The sequence below is a fragment of the Trebonia kvetii genome (genome assembly GCF_007827045.1).
GTDB lineage: Bacteria > Actinomycetota > Actinomycetes > Streptosporangiales > Streptosporangiaceae > Trebonia > Trebonia kvetii.
The window spans coordinates 316,485-333,291 of record NZ_RPFW01000006.1; the positions used below are offsets into that span (position 1 = coordinate 316,485).

General features: G+C 68.0%; 11 protein-coding genes and 3 pseudogenes. 7 read left to right on the forward strand and 7 right to left on the reverse strand.

Going from position 1 to position 16,807, the window contains the following annotated elements:
* Nucleotides 1–30 precede the first annotated feature (30 nt).
* From EAS64_RS48000 to dnaA, 7 genes and pseudogenes are all read right to left on the reverse strand, one after another.
* Nucleotides 31–396, reverse strand: a pseudogene (locus tag EAS64_RS48000) (DUF3566 domain-containing protein); the annotation flags it as partial.
* A gap of 1,105 nt (nucleotides 397–1,501) precedes the next feature.
* Entirely contained in the window at nucleotides 1,502–4,084 is a 2,583-nt protein-coding gene (gene gyrA, locus EAS64_RS30115; RefSeq protein ID WP_145859101.1) for a DNA gyrase subunit A, read from the reverse strand.
* Nucleotides 4,085–4,384: 300 nt separating this feature from the next.
* The gene (gyrB, locus tag EAS64_RS30120) at nucleotides 4,385–6,385 is read right to left on the reverse strand and encodes a DNA topoisomerase (ATP-hydrolyzing) subunit B (RefSeq protein WP_342782087.1); all 2,001 of its coding nucleotides are present in this window, start codon (nucleotides 6,383–6,385) and stop codon (nucleotides 4,385–4,387) included.
* A 240-nt stretch (nucleotides 6,386–6,625) separates the two neighbouring features.
* Nucleotides 6,626–7,141 (reverse strand): DciA family protein, encoded by a 516-nt coding sequence (locus EAS64_RS30125; RefSeq protein ID WP_145858543.1) that lies wholly within the window; start codon nucleotides 7,139–7,141, stop codon nucleotides 6,626–6,628.
* A gap of 193 nt (nucleotides 7,142–7,334) precedes the next feature.
* Nucleotides 7,335–8,510, reverse strand: a pseudogene (gene recF / locus EAS64_RS30130) (DNA replication/repair protein RecF); the annotation flags it as partial.
* 40 nt (nucleotides 8,511–8,550) lie between these two features.
* Nucleotides 8,551–9,669 carry a DNA polymerase III subunit beta gene (gene dnaN / locus EAS64_RS30135; RefSeq protein ID WP_145858546.1) on the reverse strand — a complete coding sequence of 373 codons (1,119 nt, stop codon included), beginning with the start codon at nucleotides 9,667–9,669 and terminating at the stop codon, nucleotides 8,551–8,553.
* A gap of 456 nt (nucleotides 9,670–10,125) precedes the next feature.
* A complete protein-coding gene (gene dnaA, locus EAS64_RS30140; RefSeq protein ID WP_439333631.1) occupies nucleotides 10,126–11,769 on the reverse strand; it encodes a chromosomal replication initiator protein DnaA in 1,644 nt (547 codons plus the stop codon).
* Nucleotides 11,770–12,220: 451 nt separating this feature from the next.
* Here dnaA and rpmH point away from each other — a divergent pair, with 451 nt between their 5' ends.
* From rpmH to EAS64_RS30175, 7 genes and pseudogenes are all read left to right on the forward strand, one after another.
* Entirely contained in the window at nucleotides 12,221–12,358 is a 138-nt protein-coding gene (gene rpmH / locus EAS64_RS30145; RefSeq protein WP_145858550.1) for a 50S ribosomal protein L34, read from the forward strand.
* Nucleotides 12,359–12,385: 27 nt separating this feature from the next.
* Complete coding sequence (gene rnpA, locus EAS64_RS30150) at nucleotides 12,386–12,757, forward strand: ribonuclease P protein component (protein WP_145858552.1); 372 nt, start codon at nucleotides 12,386–12,388, stop codon at nucleotides 12,755–12,757.
* Nucleotides 12,758–12,768: 11 nt separating this feature from the next.
* Nucleotides 12,769–13,023, forward strand: a pseudogene (gene yidD, locus EAS64_RS30155) (membrane protein insertion efficiency factor YidD); the annotation flags it as partial.
* Nucleotides 13,024–13,031: 8 nt separating this feature from the next.
* The gene (gene yidC / locus EAS64_RS30160) at nucleotides 13,032–14,180 is read left to right on the forward strand and encodes a membrane protein insertase YidC (RefSeq protein WP_145858555.1); all 1,149 of its coding nucleotides are present in this window, start codon (nucleotides 13,032–13,034) and stop codon (nucleotides 14,178–14,180) included.
* A gap of 216 nt (nucleotides 14,181–14,396) precedes the next feature.
* Nucleotides 14,397–14,855 (forward strand): Jag family protein, encoded by a 459-nt coding sequence (locus tag EAS64_RS30165; protein ID WP_246115946.1) that lies wholly within the window; start codon nucleotides 14,397–14,399, stop codon nucleotides 14,853–14,855.
* 65 nt (nucleotides 14,856–14,920) lie between these two features.
* Entirely contained in the window at nucleotides 14,921–15,550 is a 630-nt protein-coding gene (gene rsmG, locus EAS64_RS30170) for a 16S rRNA (guanine(527)-N(7))-methyltransferase RsmG (RefSeq protein WP_145859104.1), read from the forward strand.
* A 382-nt stretch (nucleotides 15,551–15,932) separates the two neighbouring features.
* A complete protein-coding gene (locus tag EAS64_RS30175; RefSeq protein ID WP_246115947.1) occupies nucleotides 15,933–16,736 on the forward strand; it encodes a ParA family protein in 804 nt (267 codons plus the stop codon).
* Nucleotides 16,737–16,807: the final 71 nt, after the last annotated feature.

Here is a 16,807-nt window from a genome sequence, read left to right on the forward strand (position 1 = left end):
GAGTAACTCTACCGCACTGCGAACGATGCTTTACTCCGTCTCCCGCAGAGTCACTTCGACGCCGCCGACGGTCTTGGCGATCAGGTTGTAGATCACCGATCCGACGGTGGACATCGCGGTGATGAGCACGATGTTGACCGCGCCGAGCATCGCCGTGTAGCCGAGGATCAGCGAGGCGGAGAACCAGTGCGAGATGTTCGTGCCCGACTGGTTCTTCGCCGACGTGATCGTCGTGACGAAGTGCTGGATCGAGTCGAAGGCGCCGAGCGAGGACAGCACCATGTACAGCACCGCCACCGCGACGAACAGGATGATGAACGCCACTACCGACGCCAGGAAGCTGAACTTCATGACCGACCATGGCTCGAGCCGCGCGAGCGTCAGCATCGCCTGCCGCTTGGCCGGCTTGCGTCCCTTGACGGTCGGCTTCTGCTTTGGCTTCTGCTTGGCGTCATTCGAGCCGCGGTTCTGCCAGGCCGAGGAGACGGAACTGGCCAGGCCCGCCGCCACGCCGGTAACCGCGGAGGTAGCTGCGGAGGCGGCGGAGGTAGCGGCCGCGAAACCGCCGGTCGACGGACCGGTGGACGGGGCTGAACCCGGGGACGGGACGGGCGGGACAGACGGGGCGGACTTCGCTGTCATCGTCGCGTCCCGGCTGGCCTGCCACGGCGATCCCGATCCCTGGTAGCCGGACGACGATGACGAACTCGCGGTGGGCGCGTAGGACGTGCCCGAGTGTGAACTCGTGCCCGAGTAGCCCGGGCTCTGCTGCCCCGACGTCGCCCCGGGCCGCGCCGCGGTCGCGCCCGAGCCATCGGGTGACGACGCGGAAGACGCGGCGGCGGCGGACGAGGGTGCGGCGGAAGACGAGGCCGCGGGCGAAGTCGGTGCGGGGGACGCCGGTGTGAAGCTGGGCTTGCGGTCGTCCTTGGCGGCCGGGACGCTGCTGTCTTTCTCAGCCTCGTCCGGCGACGGCGCGGTCTGCGTGCGGCCCGCGAACCAGGTCCCGTTCCCCGAGGTCATCGACTTCCGGACCCCCTGCTCGTTGCCATCGTCGGCGGTGTCCGCCGCGGCGGCCTTCGGCTTGCCTGGCGTGCCAGCAGACGGCTTGCCTGACGTGCCGGCGGACGACTTGCCGACCGTGTCCGCGGGCAGCGGCACTGAACTGTCGGTTCCGTTGCCCGCGGCATTCTCGGCCTTGGCCGCGGAATCGCTGGCTGGCTTACCGTTGGCACCGGCCCGATCGTCGGCTCCGGAACGTGAGCTCCCAGTCCTTCCCCGTGATGATGACATGGTGCCATTGTCGATGACCGCGTCCGCAGACTCCCCATCCGGGTCGACTTCAGGGCCTGACGGCGCCGTTATGAGCGCCGCTGGCGTCGTCCGTCCCGCGTCGTCCACGCCGTCCTCCTCAGTATTCACTGGTGCACCTTTATGCCGATTCCTGACACTATCCGAGAGCGCCCAAACATCAGACGCTGCTACCCCCGGCTTAGTTGCCTTAATCGCTCGATTCGTTACCCGGATCGCCGGAATTGTCATCCGCGGCCTCGTCCACCGTCTCGGCGACCGACTCCGCTTCCGCGTTCCTCGCGAGCGCGACCACGCTGTCTCCCGGCGCGAGGTTCATCAGCCGGACGCCCATCGTCTGCCGCCCGGACTGCTTCACCTCACCGGCTCGCGTCCTGATGACGCCTCCGGCGGAGGTAATCGCGAACACCTCATCCTCGGGCCGGACCATCAGCGCACCGACAAGGCCTCCCCGGTCCTCGACGATCCGTGCCGTGATGACGCCGAGGCCGCCCCTGTTACGCAGCGGGTACTGGTCGGCAGGCGTCCGCTTAGCGTACCCGCCGTCCGTCGCGACCAGGACGTCCTCGCCCTCGCGGACCACATGCATGCCAAGCAGCTTGTCGCCCTCGTTGAACCGCATCCCGATCACGCCCGAGGTGGCACGGCCCATCGGGCGGAGCTGATCGTCATCGGCGTGGAAGCGCAGCGCCTGCGCCCCCTTGCTCACCAGGATCAGGTCCTCCTCCGGCGACACGAGCGCGGCGCTGATCACCTCGTCATCCTCGCGGAGGTTGATTGCGATAAGGCCGCCAGAGCGCGGCGAGTCGTACTCGGCGAGCCGCGACTTCTTCACCAGACCCGCCCGGGTGGCGAGCACCAGGTAGGGCGCCACGGTGTAGTCCCGCAGCGTCAGGACCTCGGCGATCTCCTCGTCGGGCTGGAAGGCGAGCATGTTGGCCACGTGCTGACCGCGCGCGTCCCGCCCGGTGTCTGGCAGCTCGTATCCCTTCGCCCGGTACACCCGGCCCTTGTTCGTGAAGAACAGGATCCAGTGGTGCGTTGAGGTGACGAAGAAGTGGTCGACGATGTCATCGGACCGCAGCTGCGCGCCGCGCACGCCCTTGCCGCCGCGCCGCTGTGCCCGGTACTGGTCGGTGTTGGTCCGCTTCGCGTACCCGCCTCGGGTGATGGTCACCACGATGTCGGACTCCGCGATCAGGTCCTCGTCGGGGACCTCGCCGTCGTAGGCGATGATCTCGGTCCGCCGCGCGTCGCCGTACTTGCCGACGATCTCGCCGAGCTCGGTCCCGATGATCTCCCGCTGCCTGGCGGGCGAGTCGAGGATCGCCTGGAGGTCGGCGATCGTGGCTTCAAGCTCGTCGCGCTCGTCGATCAGCGCCTGCCGCTCCAGGGCGGCCAGCTTGCGCAGCTGCATGTCGAGGATGGCGCGTGCCTGCACCTCGTCGATGTTCAGCAGGCCCATGAGGCCGACCTGCGCCGCCGCCGCCGACTCGGAGCCGCGGATGAGCGCGATGACCTCATCGATCGCGTCGATCGCGGCGAGCAGCGCGGCGACAATGTGCAGCCGCTCCTGCGCCTTCCGGAGCCGGAACCTGGTCCGCCGCTGGATGACCTCGATCTGGTGCGCGACCCAGTACCTGATGATCTGGTCAAGCCGCAGGGTCCGCGGCACTCCGTCGACAAGCGCCAGCATGTTCACGCCGAAGGTGTCCTGCAGCTGGGTGTGCTTGTACAGATTGTTCAGCACGACCTTGGCGATCGCGTCGCGCTTGAGCTTGATCACGAGCCGCTGTCCAGTGCGCCCGCTCGTCTCGTCCGCGATGTCGGCGATGCCGGTCAGCCGGCCGTCTTTCACAAGCTCGGCGATCTTCGACGCCAGGTTGTCCGGGTTGACCTGGAACGGGAGCTCCTTGACAACCAGGCAGTTGCGGCCCTGGATCTCCTCGTGCTCGACCACCGCCCGCATGGTGATGGAGCCGCGCCCGGTCCGGTACGCCTCGCGGATGCCGCGCCGCCCGACGATCAGGCCCTTGGTCGGGAAGTCGGGGCCGAGGATGCGCTCCATCAGCCCGTCGAGCAGGTCCTCCCAAGGCGCCCGTTGCGGAAGCCCGTCCTCGTTCTCGGTCCGCGTCTCCGTCGCCGGGTGCTCGAAGCGCTCATAGTTGTCCAGGTACCACTGGACGCCCGCCGCGACCTCGCGCAGGTTGTGCGGCGGGATGTTGGTCGCCATGCCCACGGCGATGCCCTGCGAGCCGTTGATCAGCAGGTTGGGGAAGCGCGCGGGCAGCACCACGGGCTCCGCCGACCGGCCGTCGTAGTTCGGCCGGAAGTCGACGGTGTCCTCGTTGATGTCCCGCAGCATCTCCATCGCCAGCGGGGCCAGACGGCACTCGGTATACCGCATCGCGGCGGGCGGGTCGTTGCCAGGCGAGCCGAAGTTCCCCTGTCCGTCGACCAGCCGCATCCGCATCGACCAGGGCTGGGCCATCCGCACCAGCGCGTCGTACAGCGCGGTGTCGCCGTGCGGGTGGTAGTTGCCCATCACGTCGCCGACGACGCGGGAGCACTTGAAGAATCCCCGGTCGGGCCGGTAGCCGCCGTCGTACATCGCGTAGAGGATGCGCGTGTGCACCGGCTTGAGCCCGTCGCGCACGTCGGGCAGCGCCCGCCCGACGATTACCGACATCGCGTAGTCGATGTAGCTGCGCTGCATCTCGACCTGGATGTCAACCGGCTCGGTCCGGTCGTGCCCCCCCTCGGGCGGCCCCATCACTTCGGTCACTGGAACCTCCGGCCATTCGCTATGATCGAACACGTCAGCGAGAACCAAGCCAACGCGGAAGTAGCATTCGTTGTAAACCGCGGCAGGGCATGCCGTGGACGCGCGGGGAGGCCACCGGGTTGCCGGGCCTGCGAACCGCGAACCGACAGCACGGGTTGGCCGTGGCTGGAATCCCTGCCCCTAGGGGCAGTGGAGGATGTCAATTCGCAACCTCTCGTTCTGAAGATCAAAACCACGCAAGTCATCCGGAACGGATCCGCGTTTCACGTGAATCCGTTCCGGATCTGCTCAGATGTCCAGGAAGCGCACGTCCTTGGCGTTGCGCGTGATGAATGAGCGGCGGGACTCGACATCCTCACCCATCAGCACGCTGAACAGCTCGTCCGCCTGCGCCGCGTCGTCGAGGGTGACCTGGAGCAGCACCCGGTGGGCCGGGTTCATCGTGGTCTCCCACAGCTCTTCCGCGTTCATCTCGCCGAGGCCCTTGAACCGCTGCACGCCGTCACGCGGCCGCGGATCCCTGCGGCCGAGCGCGATGCCCGCCTCGATGACCCGGTCCCGCTCGATGTCCGAGTACGCGTACTCGGGATCGACGTTGCGCTCGCCCCACTTGATCTTGTAGAGCGGCGGCTGCGCGAGGTAGACGTGCCCCGCGTCGACGAGCGGCTTCATGAACCGGAAGAGCAGCGTCAGCAGCAGCGTCCTGATGTGCTGACCGTCCACGTCGGCGTCCGCCATCAGGATGATCTTGTGGTACCTGAGCTTGGTAATGTCGAACTCGTCGTGGATGCCCGCGCCGAGCGCGGTGATCATCGACTGGACCTCGGTGTTCTTGAGCACCCGGTCGATGCGGGACTTCTCGACGTTGATGATCTTGCCGCGGATCGGCAGGATCGCCTGAAACTTCGGGTCCCTGCCGCCCTTGGCCGAGCCGCCTGCCGAGTCGCCCTCGACGACGTAGATCTCCGACTTCGCCGGGTCGGTCGACTGGCAGTCGGCCAGCTTGCCCGGCAGGCCGTTGCTCTCCATCGCCGACTTGCGCCGGGTCAGGTCGCGCGCCTGGCGGGCCGCGATCCGCGCTCGCGAGGCCTGCTGCGCCTTGTCGATGATGCCCTTGGCCTCGCCGGGGTTGCGGTCCAGCCAGTCGCGCAGCCGGTCGTTGGTCACCTTCTGCACGAAGGACTTGGCCTCGGTGTTGCCGAGCTTCGTCTTGGTCTGGCCCTCGAACTGCGGCTCGGCGAGCTTGATGGAGACGATCGCGGTGAGGCCCTCGCGGACGTCCTCGCCGGTCAGGTTGAGGTCCTTCTCCTTGAGGAACTTCTGGTCCCGCGCGTACCGGTTGATGACCGACGTCAGCGCGGCACGGAACCCCTCCTCGTGGGTGCCGCCCTCCGCGGTGTTGATGACGTTGGCGAAGGTGTGCACGGACTCGTTGTACGAGGAGTTCCACTGCATCGCGACCTCGAGCGACATCCGGAGGTCGTTGTCCTCGTCGCCGAACTCGATGACCTGCGCGTGCACCGGCTCCTTGGACGCGTTCAGGTAGCGGACGAAGTCGGCGATGCCGCCGGGGTACTCGTAGATGACAGTGCGCGCCTTGCCGACGGCGGATACGCCGCCAGAGCCTGGCGCGCCGTCCTCGTCGTCGTCGGTGACGACCTTGGCCGGCCGCTCGTCGGTCAGCGAGATGCGCAGGCCCCGGTTAAGGAAGGCCGTCTCCTGCAGCCGGCGCGACAGGGTCTCGAACGACCAGTCGGTGGTCTCGAAGATCGTGTCGTCCGGCCAGAACGTGGTGGTGGTGCCGGTCTCGGCCGTCGCGTCGCCCTTGTGCAGCGGCGCGAGCGGCGCGCCCTGCCGGTAGCTCTGCGACCAGAGGTACCCGTCCTTGCGGACCTCGATATCGACCTGCGCGGAGAGCGCGTTGACGACGGAGATGCCGACGCCGTGCAGGCCCCCGGATACCGCGTAGGACTGGCCGTCGAACTTGCCGCCGGCGTGCAGCGTGGTCATCACGACCTCGAGCGCCGGGCGCTTCTCCACCGGATGCTCGTCCACCGGGATGCCACGGCCGTCGTCAATGACCCGGACGCCGCCATCGGCGAGCAGGGTCACCTCGACCTCGGTCGCGTAGCCGGCCAGCGCCTCGTCCACCGAGTTGTCCACAACCTCATACACGAGGTGGTGCAGCCCGCGCTCGCCGGTCGAGCCGATGTACATGCCGGGACGCTTACGGACGGCCTCAAGGCCCTCAAGTACCGTAATGGACCGCGCGTCGTAATCGTTGGACAAATGAAGCTCCATCCCTGCTGCTGGCAGTCGCCCAGTCCCCGGTAACCAGGGCCCCCGGTTACCAGCCTCTCGGCGCTGCCGCCCTGCGGTCGCGCGGCCCTCACGCAGCCCCAGCCACCGGCAGTCTTATCCTCGTGACTACCTTCCATTTTAGCTGTGGTTACTGACTCTCGCGTTCGCCTTGACGGTACGTGTCCCCGTGCCGGCCGGGTTCTCAGGGTCACGAACCGCCGCTTACGGTCACCGGACCCGGAGCCGGCCGGGTGAGCGGGGCGGGCCGGACGGGCCTTTCACGCGGATCCGGCGGACCGCACCGTGGCCAAGCTCCTCTGCCAGGCGCTTGACCAGCTGCGGAGCCATCAGGCGGACCTGAGCGGCCCAGGCCGAGGAGTCGGCGGTGACGGTGAGCTCGCCTGACTCGAAGGATTCCGGCTTGGTGTGCAGGGCCAGCTGCGGTCCCACGATGTCAGCCCAGTGGCCGAAAATCGCGCCGACCGCCGCCTGTTCCCGCCAGCCCCTGGCGGAAAGCAGGCCGCCGAAGGCGGCGGTGAGCGGCTGCGGATCGTCCCGCCGCGGTCGCGCCGACCAGGCGGAAGACCCGGACGGTGACTGATTTGACCCAACTCGTTCGGAATGGTCCTGGTTTTGCGGGGAGCGGGGAGCCGCACCGGGACGCTCGCCCCTGGCCCAGGCATCGGCCCTCGCCCGCGCCAGCGCCTCGGCGGCCAGCCTGGCACGCTCCGGGTCAGGACGCATTTTTGCTCCCGGGGGGATGACCCCCCCAATCATGGGGGAGTCCCTCCCCCATTACCCCCTCGCCGGGGCGGAACCCCGGGACGGCGCCTGCGGCGCCGGGGTCGCTCCCAGTGGCTGGGGTCGGTGGGTCGCTTTCATCCCCCTCGCCGGGACGAAGGCCGGGGACGGCGGCTGCGGCGCCGGGCACCTCGGTGAGGGTGCCGGCGGAAACCCTGAAGTGCGCGCCGGTGAGCAGTCGCGGGATGTCCTCGGGGACCGCGGCGGTGACCAGGACCTGCTCCGCGCCCGCGACCAGCGCGGCGAGCCGTTCCCTGCGGCCGACGTCGAGCTCGGCGAACACGTCGTCAAGTATCAGGACCGGATCCTCGCGGCCCGCGCGGAGCAGGTCGAAGCTGGCGAGGCGGAGCGCGAGCGCGAGCGACCAGGATTCGCCGTGGCTGGCGTAGCCGCGGGCGGGCAGGTTCCTGATCGTCAGCTCGAGCTCGTCGCGATGCGGGCCTGCCAGGCAGACGCCGCGGTCGAGCTCGCTCGGCCGCACCTCAAGCAGCGCCTCGCGCAGCGCCTGTTCGGCGCCGCGGACGCGCTCGCCGTGGCTGGCGGCATGATCAGCCGGCTGTGCTTGCTGCGGACGCGGGGGGTCGAACGAGCGCCGGTATTCGATCGCGGCAGTGCCACGATCGGCGCCACCGCGATCACCGGCCACCGCGAGGTAGGCGCCTTCCACGTGCGGCCGCAGCGCCGCGACCAGATGCTCGCGGGCGACAAGCAGCTCCGCGCCGGTCCTTGCCAGGTGCGCGTCCCAGACATCGAGGGTGGCCATCACCGTCTCGCGCGACTGACCGCCGCCGCGGCCGCCCTTGGGACCCGCCGACTTGAGCAGGGCAGTGCGCTGCTTGAGCACCCGGTCGTAGTCGGCGCGGACCGCGGCGTACCTGGGGGCCATGGCGACGAGCAGGTCATCGAGGAATCTCCTGCGCTCGCCCGGGTCACCCTTGACCAGGGCGAGGTCCTCGGGGGCGAACAGCACCGTGCGCAGCACCCCGAGCACGTCGCGCGGCCGCGTCAGCGGTGTCCTGTTGAGCCTGACCCGGTTGGCCCGGCCCGCGTTCAGCTCGATTTCCACCAGTGCGTCGTTCACAGCTGTGGATATCGCCGCCCTGATGATCGCCTGCTCCGCCCCCTTGCGGATCAGCGGCGCGTCCTGTGCCGCCCGGTGGCTCGCCAGGGTCGCCACGTAGCCGACGGCCTCGACAAGGTTGGTCTTGCCCTCGCCATTCGGCCCGCCGAAGATCGTCACGCCCGCCTCGAGCGGCACGTCGACATCCGTATAAGACCGGAAGTCGGTCAGCGCCAAGCGGGTGAGATGCACGCTTTCGAGATTAGCGGTTGAGTGCGACCCTGGGCCCGGCTCACCCGGCCGATCTAATGGGCATGATGACGTACCGGTAATCCGGGGTGGCGTCGCCCTTGCCGGTGATCACGGCGGGCCTTGTCGCGGTGGTGAACGAGACGCGGACCGTGTCGGAGTCCACCGCGTTGATGCCGTCGAGCAGGTACTGCGGGTTGAACGCGATCTGCATCGTCTCGCCGTCGAAGCTCGCGCCGATCCCCTCGCTCGCCTGGGCCTCGTCGCCGGTGCCCGCCTCGAGCAGCACTTCGCCGGCGGCGAAGGTGAGCCGGACCGGGGTGTTCCGCTCCGCGACGAGCGCGACCCGCTTGACCGCGTCCGCGAACGGGGCGGCGGGCAGCTCGGCGACCGCGGAGAACTCGCTCGGCAACAGGGTCTGGTAGCGGGGGTACTCGCCGGAAAGCAGCCGGGTCGTCGTCCGGCGTCCGCCGCCCTCGAACCCGATGATGCCGTCGTTGCCGCTTGCTGTCGTGGCGAGCGCGACGTTGACCTCGGCACCGCCGGTCATCTGCCGCGCGGTGTCGCCGAGCACCCGCGCGGGGACGAGGACGGCGGTGCTGAGGCCCGGTGCCACCGGAGTCCAGCGCAGCTCGCGCACGGCCAGCCGGTAGCGGTCGGTGGCGACCAGGGTCAGCGTGTCCTCGTTGATCTCCATCCGGATGCCGGTCAGCGCGGGCAGCGTGTCGTCCTTGCCCGCGGCGATGGCGACCTGGTGAATGGCCGAGGCGAACGCGTCCGCGCCGACGGTCCCCGTGGTGTCCGGCATGTCGGGCAGGGTCGGGTACTCCTCGGCGGGGAGCAGCATCAGGGTGAACGTGGCGCTGCCGCACTTGACTGTGGTCCGCGTCCCGTCGGTCGACAGGTCAACAGGCCGGGCGGGCAGCGACCTGACGATCTCCGCGAGCAGCCTGCCCGAGACGAGTACGGTGCCTGGCTCATCGGCCTGCACAGGAATCGTCGACTGTGCGGATACCTCGTAGTCGAAGGTGGACAGGGTCAGCTCGCTGCCGGCCTGCAGCCGCATGCCTGCCAGCACCGGGGCGGTGGGGCGGGCCGGGAGCGCACGGGCGGTCCATGCGACGGCCTCTGCGAGTGGGTCACGCTCAACCTGGAGCTTCACTGGATGCCTCCTGCCGGTGATGTTTGCGGGTTCACCGCGACTGGGTATGTCGTCCGTTGTCGGGCCTCTGCCCGGGCTGCTGTCCACAGCCAGGCGCGAGCCTACTTGTTTTTAGCTTTCATTGAGTTATAAGAACGTAGTAGTAATAGGGCCTGTGGATTCTGGGGAGAACGTCGTTTTCCCAGTCCGCGGCCCGTTTTTTATGCACAGGGCCTGTGTGTCCGCTGTGGACGGCGCGGCGGCCCGTGTGGACCGTGCCGGAGTTTTCCCAGCTTGTCCACCGGTAGTCCCCCGTCTTTCCACGTGTTGTCCACTGAGTTGTCCACATCGCCAGTCCACAGGTTCTGGATAACTCTTGTGGAGAACCTGTGCGCTGTTGCCGCCGGCAAGTGTGTGCGGTTAATAACCATTAGTAGTGCCTTTATGTCCGCGTGTTCCGGCATTTCCGCGTCGTCGCTAGTTCGTCCGCGCCTGCTGCTTGATCCGGTTGGTCAGCTCGGTGACCTGTGTGTAGATCGAGCGGCGCTCGGCCATCAGGGAGCGGATCTTGCGATCCGCGTTGATCACGGTGGTGTGGTCGCGTCCGCCGAACTGCTGGCCGATCTTCGGCAGCGACATGTCGGTCAGTTCCCTGCACAGGTACATGGCGATGTGCCTGGCGGTCACCAGGACCCTGGACCGGCTCGTGCCGCACAGATCCTCGATGGACAACCCGAAGTAGGCGGCGGTCTGGCCCATGATGGTGGCCGCGGTGATCTGCGGGCTGCCGTTCCCCTGGGATTCAGGTATCAGGTCCTTCAGCACGATCTCGGCCAGGCTGATGTCCACACCCTGCCTGTTGAGGCTGGCAAAGGCGGTGACCCGGATAAGCGCGCCCTCAAGCTCGCGGATGTTCGTCGAGATGCGGCTCGCGATGTACTCGAGCACGTCCGGTGGCGCGTTCAGGCCCTCCTGGATTGCCTTCTTCCGCAGGATGGCGATCCGGGTCTCGAGTTCCGGCGGCTGAACATCGGTCAGCAGCCCCCACTCGAACCGGCTGCGCAGCCGGTCCTCCAGCGTGACGAGGCGCTTCGGCGCCCGGTCGGAGGAGATGACGATCTGCTTGCTGGCGTTGTGCAGTGTGTTAAAGGTGTGGAAAAACTCTTCCTGAGTTCCTTCCTTGTTTTCCAGGAACTGGATGTCGTCCACGAGGAGGACGTCCACATCCCGGTACCGCCGGCGGAACCCGTCCTGCTTGCCGTCGCGGATCATGTTGATGAACTCGTTGGTGAACTCCTCCGAGCTCACGTAGCGGACCTTGAGCCCGTTGTAGAGCGTCTGGGCATAGTGCCCGATGGCGTGCAGCAGGTGGGTCTTGCCGAGACCCGAGTCGCCGTAGATGAACAGCGGGTTGTAGGCCTTGGCCGGCGCCTCGGCGACCGCCACCGCGGCCGCGTGTGCGAACCGGTTGCTGCTGCCGATGACGAACGTCTCGAAGGTGTACTTCGCGTTCAGCCGGGCCGAGGCCGGGCGCGGCGGCTGATCGTGCTGATGCACCGGCTGCGGCTGCGGCTCGCGCGGCACCTGAGCCTGGTACTGGTCGATGTCCCGGGGCTCGGGCTGGCCTCCCGTGGACTGCTGCTCCGCCTGCTCGGCGTATCCCTGGGGAGAGCGGTAAGGCTGGTACCCGGAGTCCTGATACGAGTCCGGGTAGGCGTACTGCTGCGGCTGCGCCTGGTGCGATGACAGCTCAGGCGGCTGCGGCGCCCTGACCAGCAGGTCATCCTGTGGCGGCGCGGTCAGCGGGTCTATCACCGACAGCGGCGAGCTCAGCGGGCCAGGCGGCTGCTCGGGCGGGGAGACCGGGCTCGGATCGACGGTGACGGCGATCTGGATCGGACGCCCGAGCTCCTTGGACAGTGCGTGGATGACCAGGGGCCGCAGCTTGGTTTCCAGGTGCTCCTTGACGAACAGGTTGGGCGTGGCGATCAGCGCCGTGTTCTCGACAAGGCCGAGCGGCCTGGTCAGCCGAAGCCAGGCGAGCTGGCTCGGCGGCAGGCCCATCTCGGAGAGTCCGTCAAGGGAGCGCGCCCAAACGTCCGCCAGATCCAGATCACTCACCGAGCGCTCCCCTCGCATCGCCACTGCCAAAGCCGCGACGCGTCCGTCCCGTCCGCCGCAACTCGTTGTCCACAGGATCGTCCACAAGGTGTGAACGCGCGCTGCGTGCGGTTTCCCCATCCCGTGGCGGCAGCTAGCTGTCGTGAGGCTGGCCTGCGGACCCTAATTTTCCACAGCCTAAGTCGCCGAAGGCGCCTCCGTTGTGGAAATCGCGTGTTCCCCGATGGTAGACCCGGAAATGAGCAGGTCGCGGCCGACCGCAGCGCCCGCGGCCACGGTGCCTGGTCGTTCAGTTTGACCTGCGAGGGGATCGCCTTTACCGTTAACAGGCTGACCCATGTCCCGCCTGCGATGGCCGCTCGGCCGGTGTCAGGCCCGAGCCTGACCGCGCGGCGCATGGTACGTCTGCCGTTGATTTACGACAATTTTCCGGATCGTACTGGGAGTTCCAGTGAGCAAGCGCACGTTCCAGCCGAACAACCGTCGGCGGGCGAAGGTCCACGGCTTCCGTGAGCGGATGCGTACCAGGGCCGGCCGCGCCGTCCTTGCCGCGCGCCGCCGTAAGGGCCGCGACCAGCTCGCCGTCTGAGTTTCATTAGCGAACCCGGCAGCGCCGGTGCTGCCGCAGCAGTCGCGGATGAGAAGCCCGGAGGAGTTCAAGCGCACGCTGCGCTCGGGTCGCCGGGCCGGCGGTTCCGCGCTCTCCGGGCATCTGCTCTTCGCTGTCGGTCAGGTACAAAGCGACGCCACCGCGAAGGTAGGCTTTGTTGTCAGCCGTGCGGTTGGCTCGGCGGTGGTTCGCAACCGGGTGAAGCGACGACTTCGGGAACTGATGCGCAGGCGGGTCGCCTCGCTTCCCGGAGGTTGTCTTCTCGTGGTGCGTGCCCACCCGGCGGCCGCTGGCGCACGCCAGGCGGATCTAGCCGCCGATCTGGACCTGGTGCTCGGAAGACTGCTCCGGCGGCAGGTTGGGGCACGCCAGCAATGAGCGCATCGAAGATGAGCTCGGCAGACGCAGCCGTGCCGACATTGGCGGCGCGGCTACTTATCGTTCCCGTGATCGGTTACCGCCGGTACATCAGCCCCCTGCTTCCCCCCGCGTGCCGGTTCGCTCCCTCGTGCAGTGAGTACGCCCTGGAGGCGCTGCGCACGCATGGCGCGATACGGGGACTCTGGCTGGCCATGCGGCGGCTCGCGCGCTGCCACCCCTTCAATCCCGGCGGATACGATCCCGTGCCTCCCCGGCCCCAAGGAGTTTTCAGGTGAGCATTCTCAACCCGCTGTTCTACGCGGTCGCCTGGGTGATGATGCGCATCCACGCGGTGCTCTCCGTGCCGTTTGGCGCGTCGAGCGGCTTGACTTGGGGCCTGTCGATCGTCCTGCTCGTGGTGCTGATGCGCCTGATCATGGTGCCGCTGTTCATCAAGCAGCGGAACTCCATGTGGAAGATGCAGTCGCACATGCCGCAGCTGCAGGAGATCCGCAAGAAGTTCAAGAACGACAAGCAGCGGCTCAACGAAGAGACGATGAAGTTCTACAAGGAGAACGGCATCAACCCGCTTGGCGGGTGCCTTCCCCTGCTGGCACAGCTGCCCGTCTTCTGGTCGCTGTTCAACGTGCTCAAGGCCATCGCCGACTGGAAGCCAGGCACGACGCCGCAGTACGGCCTGACCGTGCCCGTGGTGGAGAGCGCACGCCAGGCGAAGATCTTCGGTGTCCACCTGTACGACAAGTTCCTCTTCGTCCCCACCGGACAGGTTGAGTCGTGGGAGACGAAGGCCGTCATCCTGGCCGCGGTACTGATCAGCGCCGCGACGACGTTCCTCACCATGAAGCAGAGCCAGCGGCGCGGCATGCTGAACCAGACGGCGCCGGACCCGGACCAGCCGGGCGCCGCGGCCGCCCAGGCGATGTCGAAGAACATGATGTACATCGCCCCGTTCTTCGCGCTGACCGGCCTCTACTGGCAGTTCGGGCTGGTGCTTTACTGGGTCACCACCAACCTGTGGACGCTGGGACAGCAGCACTTCCTGTTCCGCAACCTTCCCGTGGTGGGGAGCGCTACGGTAGGAGCGTCTGCGGTGCAGGCGGCATCAGGTAACACGGGTGCGGCCGGCAAGGCGGGAGCCAAGCCCGGCGCCAAGGCGGCCCCGGCCGACACCAAGCCCGGCGGTAAGGGCGGCGCGTCAGCCGCCGCGGCCGCGAAGGCGCCTGGCCCCAGGCCCAGCGCCAACGGCTCCGCTGCCGGTGCCGCCGCCAACGGATGGGCGAACGGCTCTAGCGTCCTGCGGCGGTTCGGCCGGGGCAAGCAGGAGCCGGAGGAGGTCCAGGACACTCCGCCGACCAAGGTCGTCCGGCAGCAGCCGGTCCGGCAGACACGCAGTAAGCGCGGCAACACGGGCAAGAGGTGAGCGGCTGTGGGGGATGGTCCCGGTGAGGGGTTCGGCACGGTGGTAGGCGAAGATCAGGAGCTTGACGGCGTGGTCGACGATAACGACATCATCGAAGCCGGCGACGACCTGGACGTCGAGGATGAAGACGTCGAGAACGTCGAGAACGTCGAAGACGTCGAAGACGACGAGGATGATGACGAAGACTCCGACGAGGAAGCGGACGACGAGGAAGACCTGAGCTCTCTCGAAGAAGAGGGCGAGATCGCCGCTGACTACATCGAGGGTCTTCTCGACATCGCCGACCTCGACGGCGACATCGACATGGACGTGGAGGGCGACCGTGCCGTTGTCTCCGTCGTCGGCGCCACGCTGGACGAGCTTGTCGGAGACGACGGCGAGGTTCTCGAGGCGCTGCAGGAGCTGACCAGGCTCGCTGTGCACCGGAAGACTGGGTCACGCGCCCGGCTGATGCTCGACGTCGGCGGCTTCCGGTCGCGGCGCCGCGCTGAACTCGCCGAACTCGGCCGTTCCGTAGCAGCGGAGGTATCGGAGTCCGGCGAGCCGAAGAAGCTGCGCGCGATGTCCCCGTTCGAGCGAAAGATCATCCACGATGCTGTCGCGGTCGCCGGGCTGCGGAGCGAGTCGGAGGGCGAGGAGCCGAACCGGCGCGTGGTGGTCTTCCCGGCCGGCTGAGGCGGGACGCGGTGGCCGCGGAACCACCAGCCGAGGCCGGCCTGGTCTTCGGCGACGCGCTGGGTATGGCGCGCCGGTACGCGGAACTGCTGGCCACCGACGGGGTGACCCGTGGGCTCATCGGTCCGCGTGAGACGGAACGGCTCTGGGAACGGCACCTGCTGAACTGCGCGGTGGTGGCGGAGCTGCTTCCCGAGCGAGGTTCGCTTGTGGACATCGGTTCCGGAGCCGGGCTGCCGGGAGTCGTGCTCGCTTTGCTCCGCCCGTCGCTTGAGGTGACGCTGCTCGAACCGCTGCTGCGGCGATCTGTGTTCCTCGAGGAGTGCGTCGCGGAGCTCGGACTCGCTAACACCACCGTGCTGCGCGCCAGGGCTGAGGAGAAGGCCGCCGCGCGGATCAAGGCCGACGTCGCCACGGCGCGCGCTGTCGCTCCGCTCGGTCGGCTGGCCGGCTGGGCCGCGCCGCTGCTTCGTCCTGGCGGACAGCTGATCGCGATCAAGGGGCAGTCCGCGGCCGACGAACTGGCGGCCGCGAGACCCGTCCTTTCCCGGCTTGGCGTGCGGAGTGCGGAGGTTCTGCAGGCTGGTCGCGGTAGGGTCGTATCGGCGACCACGGTGATCCGTGTCGTCATGGAGGCACACGGCGGCCGAGAGGAGCGAGCGAGTGCTCAGCGCAGCCGGCGTGGGGTGGCCTGACGGGGGCAGTGCGCTAATGCTGGGCGTTTCCGGGCTGGGTTGGCCCGCGGGACGACTGGGACTTTTGTCTTCTCAATCCCCTGAGCAGGCCTCGAGTCAGCGGGGCGTGGAAGGTCTTTCGGTGAACGGTCAAGACGATCCTTCCCTTCCCGGGTCGGACCGGGTTCGGAATGCGCTGGCGGCGGCGGTTTCACGTGGAACCCCTGGTGTTGTGGTGAGCACGGGCGCGCCGGGCAGCGCTCGCACGAGCGGAGAGGGCCAGATGTCGCCGGAGGCTGTAGGAACAGATGGACCGGTCGTGGTGCCTGAGGCGCCGGTGAACGCGGCCGACACGCCCATCGCGCGGGCGGCCGAGGCGGCCGTCGGTGTTCGCGGTGCGGCCATGCGCGAGCCCTGGCCGCGTCCGGGGCGGTGCCGGATCATGACGATCGCCAACCAGAAGGGCGGGGTGGGCAAGACCACCACCGCGGTCAACCTGGCGGCGAGCCTGTCCCAGCACGGCAACCGGGTGCTTGTCGTGGACCTTGACCCGCAGGGGAACGCGTCGACCGCGCTCGACGTGGACCATCACGTTGGCAGGGAGTCGGTATACAACTCGCTCGTCGAGGACCGGCCGCTGTCGGAGATTGTGACCGAGGTCGAGGGCATGCCCGGGCTGTACTGCGCGCCCGCGACGATCGACCTAGCCGGCGCCGAGATCGAACTGGTGCCGCTCGTGGCGCGTGAGTCGCGGCTATCCCGCGCGATTGAGTCGCTCGACGTCTCGAATCTGGACTACGTGCTGATTGACTGCCCGCCGTCCCTCGGCCTGCTGACGCTCAACGCGCTGGTGGCCGCCGAGGAAGTGCTCATCCCGATCCAGTGCGAGTATTACGCGCTCGAGGGTCTCGAGCAGCTGCTGCGGACTGTCGAGCTGGTGCGCGCACACCTGAATGCGAATCTTCGCATCTCCACCATCCTGCTGACCATGTACGACGGACGCACCCGGCTCGCGACGCAGGTCGCGGAGGACGTCCGCTCGCACTTCGGCGATGTGGTGCTGCAGACGATCATCCCGCGCTCGGTCCGGGTTTCCGAGGCGCCAAGCTACGGTCAGTCGGTCATCACCTACGACCCGGCCTCGACCGGCGCGGTCGCCTATGCCGAGGCGGCCCGCGAGCTGGCCCACCGGGCGATCACCGCATAGCAGCGAGACACTAGACACGCTGAGGGCCGGGGGCGTCATACCCCGGCCCTCAGCGTTACCGGCTTGTCCGG